Origin of the sequence: Microcoleus sp. POL10_C6 (genome assembly GCF_036701585.1) — a bacterium.
In the GTDB taxonomy this organism is placed as follows: Bacteria; Cyanobacteriota; Cyanobacteriia; order Cyanobacteriales; family Microcoleaceae; genus Microcoleus.
The window spans coordinates 40,136-53,159 of sequence record NZ_JAUBRB010000005.1 but is presented as its reverse complement, the minus strand read 5'-3'; the positions used below and the strand labels follow the sequence as shown (position 1 = coordinate 53,159).

The following is a 13,024-nucleotide window of genomic DNA, read 5'->3' as shown; positions in this document are numbered from 1 at the left end:
GTCCAGAAATAAAAAACCTGTATCCGATGAAACTTGCCGAACGTATTTATCTCGCGCAAGTCAATGCTTGAATCTCAAATCTCAAATCTCAAATCTAAAATCGATTGACTCAATGCTATCAATTGCTAGTCTGCTATCCCAAAATACTGAGTACCCTTTAGACAATTGAATTGAGATTTTGGGCTGCATCGTTCAATTGTTGAGTGCCTACTTTGGTTTGAGTAATACCACTAGCTGTTTCTTTTGCAGATAGGTTGAGGCTGTTCATAGTATCCACTACTTGTTGAATTGCCACTGCTTGTTGTTGAGCAGTTAGAGAAATTTGTTGATTGTTCAATACCACATTGTTAACAGCATTTGCTACTTCCGAGAAAGCTGCTGCCGTTTCTTGACTGATTTTGGTTCCTTCTTCTACTGTTTTAGTACCTTCCTTTGTCACCGCTACGGTGGAATTTATCGCATTCTTGATATCATCGACTAGGCGGTTAATTTTCTCGGCTGATTTCTTACTTTGGTCTGCTAGTTTGCGGATTTCTGTGGCTATGACAGTAAAACCTTTGGCGTTTTCGCCCGCCCGGACTGCTTCTACTGAGGCATTCAGTGCCAGCATATTTGTTTGATTGGCTAAATCTGTGACATCAGTAGAGATATTGCCAATCTGATGGGTTTGTTCGCTCAATTTCAGAATTTGTGCCGCGATTGCCCCGACATTTTCTTTCAATATTATCATCGATTCCAGGGTTTGCTCCACTGCTAGGGTTCCCTTTTCAGTGATCTTTAAAGCTTGGCGTGCAGATTCCGCACCAGCTTGGGCTTGCTGGGCTGATTGTTGGGAAGCAGCACCCAACTCATCCATTGTGATTGTAGTTTGATTTACAGAGCTCGATTGCTGTGCGGCTGTGCGTTCCTGCTGTTCAACTGTGGCCGCAATCTCCGTGGAAGAACTGGCGATCGTATTTGCTACCTCATTGATTGGTCGGATAATTTTATCAAAAATAAATAATACAATAAATGAACCCAATACTACAGCAACAACCGTACCTCCTATAGAAACAATCGTCGCTAATTGCTCCGACTGTTTTGCTAATTTTGTTCGTTGAACCAGTAAAGCATCTTCTACCTTAAGCATTTCTGCCAGCTTATCCCTGATTTCATCCATAAATATCTTGCCTTTACCTGAAATTACCAATGCTCTTAGTTCGGGCTCTTTTCCAGCTCTTTTCAGAGATATAGTTGCCGCTAATTCATCTAGTTTTTGCTGAGCAAAATTTTCAACTTGCTCCAACCTTTTAACTTGCTCAGGGTTATCTTTTATTAGCTCTTTTGTATTATTTACTGTTTTATAAAAGGCGAGTCTCCCCTTTTGGTAAGGTTCTAAAAATTCCTCATTTCCAGCGAAGATAAACCCCCGCTGTCCTGTTTCAGCATCCAATAAATCTTTTTCTAGGGCTTGCAAATTTGTCTTAACTACATAAGTGTGCGTTTGCAACTCAATAGCTGCGGCTAAATTATCCATACTCAATTTAGTGGCCAATCCGATGCTAATCATTAACAAAAAAATTGAGCCGAAGCCCAACGGAACTACTTTCCTAAGCCGAATAATATTTGGGGACATTTCCCTTTTTACTCCTTGATTAGTTATTTACTTTGGCAAAACAGATAGTGTGAAAAATGATTCCTTGCGTAAGTCCTATTAACCTAAGTTGCTAGTTATGTCCTATACATTGATTCACCCTCTCCCCAACCCCTCTCGCACCTCCCCCAGCCGCTCCTACAAGAGGAGGGGGGGAAAAGGAAAAAATTTTATAGATGGGCGAGAAGCTTTAATCCTGCTCTTGCTCCCCTTCTCCCCCGGTGCGGATTTGCGGGCTGGGGGATGAGGGGGAATAACTAGCAACTTGCGTTATTAGTCTATTTCTTTACGCAGATATCCGTCGATGTTAGTAGGGTTTTTCATTAGCGACTCTAGGGGCGGGTTTAATGGGCAATATAATAAATATTATTACTTGACAGCCACAGAAAACCAGCCTCTACCCACTAACTTACACAATTGAATTGAGATTTTGGGCTGCATCGTTCAATTGTTGAGTGCCTACTTTGGTTTGAGTAATACCACTAGCGGTTTCTTTTGCCGATAGGTTGAGGCTGTTCATCGTATCCACTACTTGTTTAATAGCAACTGCTTGTTGTTGAGCAGTGAGAGAAATTTGTTGATTGTTCAATACCACATTGTTAACAGCATTTGCTACTTCTGAGAAAGCTGCTGCCGTTTCTTGACTGATGTTTGTTCCTTCTTCTACTGTTTTAGTACCTTCCTTTGTCACCGTTACGGTGGAATTTATCGCATTCTTGATATCATCGACTAGGCGGTTAATTTTCTCGGCTGATTTCTTACTTTTATCTGCTAGTTTGCGGATTTCTGTGGCTATGACAGTAAAACCTTTGGCGTTTTCACCCGCCCGGACTGCTTCTACTGAGGCATTCAGTGCCAGCATATTTGTTTGATTGGCTAAATCTGTGACATCAGTAGAGATATTGCCAATCTGATGGGTTTGTTCGCTCAATTGCAGAATTTGTGCCGCTATCGCCCCGACATTTTCTTTCAATATTGTCATCGATTTCAGGGTTTGCTCCACTGCTAGGGTTCCCCTTTCAGTGCTCTTTAAAGCTTGCCGTGCAGATTCCGCACCAGCTTGGGCTTGCTGGGCTGATTGTTGGGAAGCAGCGCCCAATTCATCCATTGTGATTGTAGTTTGATTTACAGAGCTCGATTGCTGTGTGGCTGTGCGTTCCTGCTGTTCCACTGTGGCTGCAATCTCTGTGGAAGAACTAACAATCATATTGACTGACTGATTCATGCTCTTTGCAATGCCTGAAGCAATCCACAAAGCGATCGCAATTGCCGTAAGTGCAGCTAAAGCAGTGCTTAAAATCACCACTGTAGTCAGGAACTGCAAAGCTTGAATTTGCTCTTTTTCTTGATCAATTAAAATCCCTTCCTCGGTGCTTTGAAACTCCTTAGCTATAGCATCAACCTGACGAAGCTTTGGTACAATTTGGCTCTTCCATAAGTTAAGTCCCTCGTCTTGCTTACCTTTATCAACCAAAGAAAAGGCTTGTCTATAGCCTTGGTCTATCTGATTTTTTAAGACCTTCATTTCATCTAGCCGCTGGCGCTGTTGCGGGTTTTGTGCCCGATTAAGTAAATCCTGATAGGATTTGTCAAAGCTGTTTTCCTCTTCATTGTATTCAGTTAAGAAAGCACTATCTTTGGCCAAAAAATACCCACGAGCAGCTTTTTGCATACCTGCAAATCCTAGCTGTTGAGCTTTTAATGCTAGAACAACCGCATGAGAATTATTTAGAACCTTGGCTTTTTCTTCGACTTCTTTAGCATTAAAGAAAACCAAACTAGCTGCTCCAACTGAAAGCAAAATCGGTAGGGAATATCCCCACAGAATACGCTCTCTTAATTTGGTGGCTTTGAAGTTAATCATCTTAATTTTTTCCTATCTTTAAAAAACAAACAAATTAAGCCACTTCAAAGCCAGGGGAACTGCATATCCGAGCCGCCTCCGGTTTCTCAGCTTTAAGTTGGCAAACATGGCAATATCTCCTGTTGGGTTAGGTAGCTAAATTATCTGATTCTCAACCATTGACTCAGACTCATCAAGAAAAACCTGAAAAAACTTAATATCGAGCCAGCTATGCAGGTCAAAGCCTTTAGGATTAAGGGTTGTTTTACCTGCTTCGATTTTGGATAAATCCTGTTTATTCGATTGTAGCGAGAAATTCAGGAACGAAACCCAAACATCGTCAAATTCTCTCCCCCCCTGTTCCTCTTTCCCACTGTTCCTCTCTCCCACTATTGATTTGGGATCAAGTCGATCGCATAAATGCTAAAACCTAGTTAAGCAACAAAATTTTGAGTTCATGGAAATAGTAGTGACGCTGGTGCTGGGTTCGGTGCTGTTTGTCTGGGGAATGCGGTTCGGGCGAGTGTTAGTTCGCTCTGGAGTGACAGCTAATGATTTGTTTAAGGGCCGAAATTCGATCGCCCTGGCTTTCGGGATGCGAGCGCCTGCGAACACTTTGACTTGGATGCCGACTGTTTGACAAGCTGGGAGGGCAGGGAGCTCAATTCATGACTCAATGCTATCAATTGCTCGTCTGCTATCCCAAAAAACTGAGCGCCATTTAGACAATTGAATTGAGATTTTGGGCTGCATCGTTCAATTGTTGAGTGCCTACTTTGGTTTGAGTAATACCACTAGCAGTTTCTTTTGCTGCTAGGTTGAGGCTGTTCATCGCCTCCACTACTTGTTGAATGGCCACTGCTTGTTGTTGAGCAGTTAGAGAAATTTGTTGATTGTTCAATACCACATTGTTAACAGCATTTGCTATTTCCGAGAAAGCTGCTGCCGTTTCTTGACTGATGTTTGTTCCTGATTCTACTGTTTTAGTACCTTCCTTTGTCACCCTTACGGTAGAATTTATCGCATTCTTGATATCATCGACTAGGCGGTTAATTTTCGCGGCTGATTTCTTACTTTGGTCTGCTAGTTTGCGGATTTCTGTGGCTATGACAGTAAAACCTTTGGCGTTTTCGCCCGCCCGGACTGCTTCTACTGAGGCATTCAGTGCCAGCATATTTGTTTGATTGGCTAAATCTGTGACATCAGTAGAGATATTGCCAATCTGATGGGTTTGTTCGCTCAATTGCAGAATTTGTGCCGCTATCGCCCCGACATTTTCTTTCAATATTGTCATCGATTTCAGGGTTTGCTCCACTGCTAGGGTTCCCCTTTCAGTGCTCTTTAAAGCTTGCCGTGCAGATTCCGCACCAGCTTGGGCTTGCTGGGCTGATTGTTGGGAAGCAGCGCCCAATTCATCCATTGTGATTGTAGTTTGATTTACAGAGCTAGATTGCTGTTTGGCTGTGCGTTCCTGCTGTTCAACTGTGGCAGCAATCTCTGTGGAAGAACTGGCGATCGCATTCACTGCGTCACTAATTGTTTTAGCAATACCTGAAGAGATTAAAAAGGCAGCAAGTAAGGCGATCGTGATGCCTAAGACGGCACCAACCAAAACGGCAGCGACTAAAAATCTGATATTTTCTTCTGCGTTGGAAGTTGCAGCGTCTAAAATTTCATGCTCTTTTTCATTAAAAGAGCGATTTAATTCGTTAAATTCATTGATGATTAATGTCCCTTTTTTTGTGGCAAAAACTTCTAGCGCTTCTTTTTGCTTTCCTTGCTTGACTAAATTAATCATTTGTCCAGAAAAATCATTATATTGTTTTTGTAAGCCCATTAATTTTTGCAATCGCTCTTTTTGGCTGGGATTTTCAATCGTCTTGCCTAGAGATGCTGCTGTTTCTTCAAATGTTTGTAAAGTTTTCTGGTAAGCATTTAAATAATCTCCATCCTTGATCAGAAGATAGCCCCTAGTATCTGCCACCATCTGGGCCATGTAAAAACTCATATAATCTGTCCCTTCTATGGCAATAAGCGAGCTTTTTGTTTGTTTATATGACTCGGCTATCTTACTAGCGCTAGAGAAAACTGGCGCTACTAATCCTACAAATAAAGCAATGGGAACTGCATATCCGAGTAACATCTGGTTTCTCAGCTTTAAGTTGACAAACATAGCAATCTCTCCTTTGGGGTTAGGTAGCTGAATTATCTGATTGTCACCATTGATTCACACTCATAAATAAAAACCTGGCAAAACTTAATGTCGAGCAAGCGATGCAGGCCAAGTCTTTAGGATTAACGGTTGTTCTACCTGCTGCGATTTTGGTTGGATAAATCTTGTTTATTCGATTGTAGCGGGAAATTGAAGAACGAAACCCACACATCGTCAAATTCTCTCCCCCACTCTTCTTCTCTCCCACTATTGATTGAGGTTCAAGTCGATCGCATAAATGTTACAACTTAGTTAAGCAACAAAATTTTGAGTTCATGGAAATAGTAGTGACGCTGGTGCTGGGTGCGGTGCTGTTTGTCTGGGGAATGCGGTTCGGGCGAGTGTTAGTTCGATCGGGAGTGACGGCTAATGATTTGTTTAAGGGCAGAAATTCGATCGCCCTAGCTTTTTTGGTTTTTTATATTGCCTTGCTGCTACTGGCTCTAAATATGCCTCAAATGCCTGTTTTGCCGATCGAGTGGCGCTTTCACGGGATGCAAGTTACTTGGACTTTGCTACGAGTGATGTTGATGGGAGTCTGCGGTATTGGCTTTAGTATAAGTTGGTTGACAGCGCGACCCCAAGTAATCGCAGTAATTTTAATTTGCTTGTTGGGATTGGGAGGATTTACAGGCGCTGAAAACTATTTTATGGCGCCAATTTACGATGATTTAATAGATAATTTGCAGCCAAACGGTGTATTTCGGCAAACATCTAACAGCAGTTGCGCCCCCGCGGCCCTAGCAACAGTGTTAAGGCGTTGGGGAATCGAGGCGACGGAATCGAGTGTAGCGCGTTTTGCCCGGACGAGTCGTTTGGGAACTTCCATGCCGCAGTTAATTATAGCAGCAAGAGCTTTGGGCGTAAATGCGATCGAACTAAGGCCTACTTGGGAGCAAATTCAGCAAATTAATCGCCCCGGAGTTCTAGCAGTTTGGCTATTTGACGGCCCTCGGAAGCTACCCCACGCGGTCGCTTTGCTGGGCATGAATGACAGTGTAGCTGCCATTGGAGACCCGGCGCGGGGCAGGATTTTCTATTTAGATAGGGCAACTTTTACCCAGATTTGGCGCGAAGAATACGTGCCGATTTTTCGTTCGGCGGATATCTTGTTAAGTAACAAACAAGCTGTTGACTATTTGAGTAAATTAGGATATAATAGCGGCAATTTAAAAGCAGATATCGAGCGCTTTCAAACAGATAAAAAATTGCAAGTCAGCGGCCACTTAGACCGGATGACGGAATTAATGTTGAGCGGCAGTTTTTTGCAAGAAGTCCCCAGATTGGATGGGAAATAGTTATTGAAAATCGTCAACCGTAGAGGCAAGAGGAATTGTGCAGTCTTTTTTAAACAATAGTTGAGCCATCCGTTCCTAGCGATCGCAAAAAATCGCTTGCACCTTCGTAGCATGGCTGCCTGAAATTACCGTAAACGTAGGCAGTTGCATCTAATTCCTCCTATATTTTTACGGTCGATCGCACATTGAGTACGCCTCACCGTTTTTGACAATTGGGAACAGTTGAATCGCTCATTTTAGGCTCAGACAGCTTGACTTCCCATCCAGGTAAATTCCACCAATTAACTCGCTGATTCGGCTGAATCCAGAAGTTTAGTTGTGTAATCTTACCATCCTCAAATCTGAGTGTGGGAAAGTTAGGATAACTGGTATCATCGGTTTCGCGATAAGTGCGTCCCAGGTAATTTAGGCAGGTAGTTAATCCCTCAGTAATTCCCAATTCTTCGACTCCCGTTCCCTTCAATTTGGCATCATCGTAGCTGAAAGAACCGTCGAATGAATTGCCCGCTAACCCGCCTTTAGTAACAGTGATGGTGAAATCGTAGGTTACGGGAACTGCGTAAGCTTGGGTTGCAGTTACAACTGTGCTCAGAATAGTAGTGGCGATGGCCACCGATAGTTTTGAAATTGCTCGCACACTCGCATCCCGAAACAGAACAACACTATAAATTTTGTTTTCAGCCATCGGGAAACTCCTTAACTACGCTTGTGTCGTAAGTGATTTACCGGATATGATATCATACGTAATCAGTTAAATGCGATCGCAGTCGAGTGCCAAGCGAACAAAAATTACCGCATCTGGTTAATCATGTATACTTTTTTGCACGGAAAACCGCAAGATAAAACACTCGTCTTTAATCGCCCAGAATTAACTCAGTAGATTGAACAACATTCATTCCCGCCGCCGCAAATTTTTGATAAGCTGCATCTGCTTGTTCTGTAAAATCAACAACACCCGGAACAACCACAGGCGAAGTGCAATCTTCTAGCAAATAAACCTTCTTTGCCAAATTCGTATCTCGCGCCAAAATTTCCGTTAACAAATCATCAATTGTCCAAGCAACGCAGTGACTTTTGGCTTGTCCGGCAATAATTACTGCATCAAAATCGAGTAATTTATCAATAAACTTAGCATTCTTTTCCGCAATCGGATTGCCGTCGAATCCCTCTAAAACTTCCGGCCGCAAAACAGAATAGTTTTCTGTCAGTGGATTCCCGCCTTTGATTTCAAAAAGTGCTTGGCTGTTGCGGGCTATAGTATGAAAAAATACTGCTTCTTCCACCGCAGAAACCAGCGCGTGTCCGATGCCACCTAACATTGAGTGATAGGGCCAAATTGTCAGGGGATATTTCCCATCGTCGCTGAGTTTTTTGACGTAGTGGCAAGCCTGTTTTTCCAGTGCTGAAAAATTAGCCCCGCTGATGCTGTGGGCTATGGCGGGATTGACTTTCCAAATGCCTTGCTGCACGTCTTCGAGTGTAATAGAAGTTGCCGCTGGTAGGGGGTGTTCGCCTGCTTCGTTGATCCAAAAGATTGGATGAAAAATTTGCATGGCGGTGTGGGTATCCATTGTCGGCGCAATGGTTGTAATTGCGTTTAAATTGCGATAAATAAATTCGCACAGTCGCAGGTTGTCATCGACAGCACCGCTACCGGAACGCCCGCCCACAAATAGTTCAAATTCGGGCAAACAAAAGGTATTTTGGGCATCGATTATCAGCAAACAAATACGGTTTTTGTCGCTGGATGCTGGCTGGATGCTGTGCTGCTTTGTCCAATCTTTCGCTTGGGTGCCCAGTTCTTGGTAGGGGACTCGCCAGACTTCGCCTACTTTTTTGGGGTCGAAATGTTCGGGGATCGGAAGTTGGGCTTTTGGTGTCATAACCTATCGCTTTTATGGTAGTTGACCGTAATAATTTAAGTTTGGAGTATAATGCTGATAAATATTTGCGGGTGAATCATGGCAAAAGAACGAATCCAAGATTATGCTAGGGTAAAATTTAAACGCATAGTGTTGTTTTTTTCGATCACACTTTTGCTCGCTCTCTTAATTGTAGCAACTAGATCTGCCTACGTTCAAGATGTTTTGAGAAGTCTGTTAATGCGGATTGAGGATTTAGGGTGGTGGGGGCCAGTGGCTTTTGTCGCTACTTATAACTTGGCTACTGTGCTGTTTGTACCGGGTTCGTTACTGACGCTGGGAGGGGGGGCGATTTTTGGTTTGTGGTGGGGTGCTGTTTACGTCTTTGCGGCTTCGACTTTAGGTGCTGTATTTGCTTTTGCGATCGGGCGCTATTTGTGCCGCGATCGCGTGGTAAAATATATGGAATCTCACCCCAAGTTTAAAGCTCTCGATCGCGCAGTTTCCCAACAAGGATTAAAAATAGTTTTTTTAACTCGTCTTTGTCCTTTATTTCCTTTCAATTTATTGAATTACGCTCTGGGAATTACTCAGGTTTCTTTGAAAGATTACGTGCTGGGTTCCTTTGGCATGATACCGGGTACAATTATGTACGTTTACTCCGGTTCTTTGGTGGGAGAGGTTGCTGCGATAGGCACGGAAAGTGTGTATGCAAGTCCTCAAGATTCCGCCGTAAAATGGTTGATTAATATTATCAGTTTTCTTGCTACAGTCGCTGTTACTGTCTTTATCACTCGCATAGCCAGCAAGGTTTTGGAAGAAAGTATTTAATTAGGAGGATTTGTGAATGCCGCAGTCAAAAGTCGATCGCGTAACTGTCCCCCCGATGGACGAACACAACCAGAAATTAGTCTCCTATTTGCATCCGCCAGATTGGGAAAATCCGCAGCCTGCTAGCAGTTATAATTTAGTAGTAATTGGCGCGGGCCCCGCTGGATTAATTGTTGCTGCCGGTGCCGCAGGTTTGGGCGCGAAAGTTGCTTTAATTGAAAAACATTTAATGGGCGGCGACTGTTTGAATGTCGGTTGTGTGCCGTCAAAAGCTTTAATTCGATCGTCTCGCACTGTCGGCGATATCTGGGAAGCAAGTAAATTTGGTGTTAATGTTTCTGACAGTGTAGAAGTGGATTTTGCTGCTGTGATGGAACGGCTGCGCCGGATTAGGGCGGGAATCAGCGATGTTGATTCTGTTCAACGATATCAGGAGAAATTAGGAGTCGATGTTTTTCTGGGTTCGGGTCGTTTTACTAGCAATAATACAGTAGAAGTTGCAGGTCAAACTCTCCGGTTTAAAAAAGCAGTAATTGCCACAGGTGCAAGGGCGCTACAACCACAAATTCCCGGTTTACAAGAAGCTGGATATTTGACAAATGAAACAGTCTTTAACCTCACGGAAAAACCTCAGCGTTTGGGAGTAATTGGCGCAGGGCCGATCGGCTGCGAATTGGCTCAAGCATTCCGCAGGCTGGGTTCGGCAGTCGTATTGCTGCACAAAAATGCTCAGATTTTAGACAAAGAAGATGCGGATGCTGCTAAAATCGTGCAGGAGGCTTTTCTACGGGAAGAAATTCAACTAATACTAGAATCCCAAATAGAGCGCGTTGAGAAAACAAATGCAGGCAAAGTAATTTATTATAAATGTCAAGGTAAGGAAGCATCGGTAACAGTAGATGAAATTATTGTGAGTACAGGGCGATCGCCCAACGTGGAAGGATTGAATCTGGAGGCTGTGGGTGTCGAATACGATACACACACGGGTGTATTTGTCAACGACAATTTGCAAACTACTAATCCCCGCATTTATGCCGCTGGGGATATTTGCATGAAACATAAATTTACTCACGCTGCTGATTTTGCCGCGAGAATGGTAATTCAAAACACTCTATTTTTCGGGCGCAAAAAGCTCAGCGCTTTGACGATACCTTGGTGTACTTACACAAACCCGGAAATTGCGCGCGTCGGAATTGGGGAACACGAAGCTAAGGAAAAAGGCATTGATATCGATACATTTTTAATCCCTTTCAGTCAAGTCGATCGGGCAATTATTGACGGCGAAGAGGAAGGATTTGTGAAAATTCACGTTAAAAAAGGTAGCGATAAAATATTAGGTGCAACTATTGTAGCGCGACACGCTGGGGATATGATCAGCGAGATTACTTTGGCAATGGTTAACAATATTGGTTTGGGAAAGATTGCTAGCACAATTCACCCGTATCCGACACAAGCTGATGCAATTCGGAAAGCCGGAGATGCTTACAATCGCACTCGTTTGACTCCGCTTGTTAAGAATTTGTTTAATCGCTGGCTGGGTTGGACGCGATAGATAAATAATTGTGGAACAGGCATCTTGCCTGTTCATTATTGGCTTTTATGGGCGGCGTCTGAGCCTACCACAAAATAAAATTCACTCTCTGTGGAACAGGCATCTTGCCGGTTCATAAAAAAGCTGCAAAATTAGGTGTGTTTTTATCCTTCTGTTTCTGTTTCAAATCCAACACCTTCATACAAAAGTGCGATCGGCAAATCAAACCCAATACTTGATAGAGTGATAATCTCCCCAGCAGTGTAAGAATAGTAAAGCCACATTCTCCCCTCTCCCCGACAGTAACGCTCAACAAAAATCTTTTCGGCGTCAATCAAGATATACTCTTGCAAAGTCGGTATTTTTAGGTAACAAGTGAATTTTTCATCCCGATCTTTAGCACTTGTACTGGGAGAAAGAACTTCCACAATTATTTTAGGATTCTGAATGAATGTGCGGGAATTGAGGTCTTGAGGGTCGCAACTGACTATCACATCAGGGTAGTAGTAACGGCTTTGAAAACTGACTTGCAATTTCACATCTGACACGTTCATCCGACAGCCTCTGGAACGCAGATGTGGGTACAAGTTCCTGTAAAAGTTGAGTGCAAGATCGTTATGAGGAATTGTACTGCCTGTCATGGCAAAAACTTCGCCGTTGACATATTCGTAGCGAATCTCTTGTTGAGCTTCCCATTCGAGATATTCCTCAACGGTCATTTTTTGGGGCGCTTGGGGAATGGATATCATAACAAAATTTTTTGCAATGTTACTTTGATTGTAGCATTAGGGGTGGGACAATGGTTGAAAGTTGCGATCGCCCGCGCAAACAAACCCGGCCTTAAAAATCCCCTTCATCTACTTGGAATACCGTCAATCCCAAAGACCGCCACATATCAACAACTTGCTGGCGATCGTCCAACACAAACTTAACATTATATTTCCCTGCAATATGCTGCCGATAAAATTCTTCCTTCATAATCGCATCCTTCCTCATATCTCCGGTTTTCCGCATATAAAGAGCGGCATAATTAACCTCATACTGCTGCAACCATTTTTCAGTTTGAGGCTGACAGTCATCTGTGCGGCCCGACACTACAATAATATGGGCGCTAGACTGCCATTTGCGAACGGTATCTAAGACGGGCTGATTGGGCAAATCGCGATCGCACGTAGAAGCATCAAAAGGATTTCTGCCGTTGAGAAGTGCCAGTGTACCGTCCATATCCACAATAATTGCATCCGGCAAATCCGGGTTATATTCCGGCGGCACAACGGGAACCCGAACGTACTTATTGTACATCTTCATGATCACATCTTTGCCCACCGAATTAAGCCTTTTCAAATCCCGTTTAATACATTCCTCAACCGGAACTTGTAGGAAAGAATCATTAACTTCCACAACAGCTTTACCTTTAACCAACTCCTTGATCTGCTCGATGTGAGGCCCGAAATTAGTATCATCAACAATGACGTGCTTGCCACTTTCCAAAGCCATCAAAATAATCGTATCTCTCAACTGTACAATAAACTTTTCATTCGCAGGCGACCAATGAGAAGCGTGAGCCATTTCTCTGAGCAAATCTTTATTGCTACGCACCCACTTTGCAGGTTCAGACAGCAGCAACTCCCTAGCAAATTGAGACTTTCCCGAAGCAGGTAAACCAACAAGTACAATAACTCTTTTCATGGTAATTGGTAATTGGTAATTGGACATTGGGCATTGGGCATTGGGCATTGGGCATTGTTTAAATACTTACCTCTTCATTCCATCCGTTACATCCGTTACATCCCGTACATTGCTCGTTGCCGAAC

Annotated in this window: 11 protein-coding genes; 4 read left to right on the top strand and 7 right to left on the bottom strand. The window is 43.3% G+C overall.

What is annotated here, in order from left to right:
* Positions 1-157 precede the first annotated feature (157 nt).
* Both QUA34_RS04360 and QUA34_RS04355 read right to left on the bottom strand, forming a co-directional pair.
* Positions 158-1,615 carry a CHASE3 domain-containing protein gene (locus QUA34_RS04360; RefSeq protein WP_333384282.1) on the bottom strand — a complete coding sequence of 486 codons (1,458 nt, stop codon included), beginning with the start codon at positions 1,613-1,615 and terminating at the stop codon, positions 158-160.
* A 427-nt stretch (positions 1,616-2,042) separates the two neighbouring features.
* On the bottom strand, positions 2,043-3,497 hold the full coding sequence (locus QUA34_RS04355; RefSeq protein ID WP_333326448.1) for a methyl-accepting chemotaxis protein: 1,455 nt from the start codon (positions 3,495-3,497) through the stop codon (positions 2,043-2,045).
* Between the two features lie 436 nt (positions 3,498-3,933).
* Here QUA34_RS04355 and QUA34_RS04350 point away from each other — a divergent pair, with 436 nt between their 5' ends.
* Positions 3,934-4,116: a hypothetical protein gene (locus QUA34_RS04350; protein ID WP_333384279.1), complete on the top strand. Its 183-nt coding sequence runs from the start codon at positions 3,934-3,936 to the stop codon at positions 4,114-4,116.
* Between the two features lie 81 nt (positions 4,117-4,197).
* Here the strand turns inward: QUA34_RS04350 and QUA34_RS04345 are convergent, their stop codons facing one another.
* Complete coding sequence (locus QUA34_RS04345; RefSeq protein ID WP_333384277.1) at positions 4,198-5,649, bottom strand: methyl-accepting chemotaxis protein; 1,452 nt, start codon at positions 5,647-5,649, stop codon at positions 4,198-4,200.
* 314 nt (positions 5,650-5,963) lie between these two features.
* Between QUA34_RS04345 and QUA34_RS04340 the strand changes: the two genes are divergently transcribed.
* Positions 5,964-6,986: a cysteine peptidase family C39 domain-containing protein gene (locus QUA34_RS04340; protein WP_333384274.1), complete on the top strand. Its 1,023-nt coding sequence runs from the start codon at positions 5,964-5,966 to the stop codon at positions 6,984-6,986.
* A gap of 196 nt (positions 6,987-7,182) precedes the next feature.
* On the opposite strand, the gene QUA34_RS04335 is transcribed toward QUA34_RS04340, so the two are convergent.
* On the bottom strand, positions 7,183-7,671 hold the full coding sequence (locus tag QUA34_RS04335) for a hypothetical protein (RefSeq protein WP_333384272.1): 489 nt from the start codon (positions 7,669-7,671) through the stop codon (positions 7,183-7,185).
* Positions 7,672-7,840: 169 nt separating this feature from the next.
* A complete protein-coding gene (locus QUA34_RS04330) occupies positions 7,841-8,869 on the bottom strand; it encodes an isochorismatase (protein WP_333384269.1) in 1,029 nt (342 codons plus the stop codon).
* Between the two features lie 78 nt (positions 8,870-8,947).
* On the opposite strand from QUA34_RS04330, the gene QUA34_RS04325 reads away from it, so the two are divergent.
* Together QUA34_RS04325 and QUA34_RS04320 are read left to right on the top strand one after the other, a co-directional pair.
* A complete protein-coding gene (locus QUA34_RS04325) occupies positions 8,948-9,679 on the top strand; it encodes a TVP38/TMEM64 family protein (protein WP_333384267.1) in 732 nt (243 codons plus the stop codon).
* A gap of 16 nt (positions 9,680-9,695) precedes the next feature.
* Positions 9,696-11,231 (top strand): mercuric reductase, encoded by a 1,536-nt coding sequence (locus tag QUA34_RS04320; RefSeq protein ID WP_333326462.1) that lies wholly within the window; start codon positions 9,696-9,698, stop codon positions 11,229-11,231.
* A 143-nt stretch (positions 11,232-11,374) separates the two neighbouring features.
* Here the strand turns inward: QUA34_RS04320 and QUA34_RS04315 are convergent, their stop codons facing one another.
* Both QUA34_RS04315 and QUA34_RS04310 read right to left on the bottom strand, forming a co-directional pair.
* Complete coding sequence (locus tag QUA34_RS04315) at positions 11,375-11,959, bottom strand: Uma2 family endonuclease (protein ID WP_333326464.1); 585 nt, start codon at positions 11,957-11,959, stop codon at positions 11,375-11,377.
* A gap of 91 nt (positions 11,960-12,050) precedes the next feature.
* Positions 12,051-12,926, bottom strand: a complete 876-nt coding sequence (locus tag QUA34_RS04310; RefSeq protein ID WP_333384264.1) for a phosphatase domain-containing protein — start codon at positions 12,924-12,926, stop codon at positions 12,051-12,053.
* Positions 12,927-13,024: the final 98 nt, after the last annotated feature.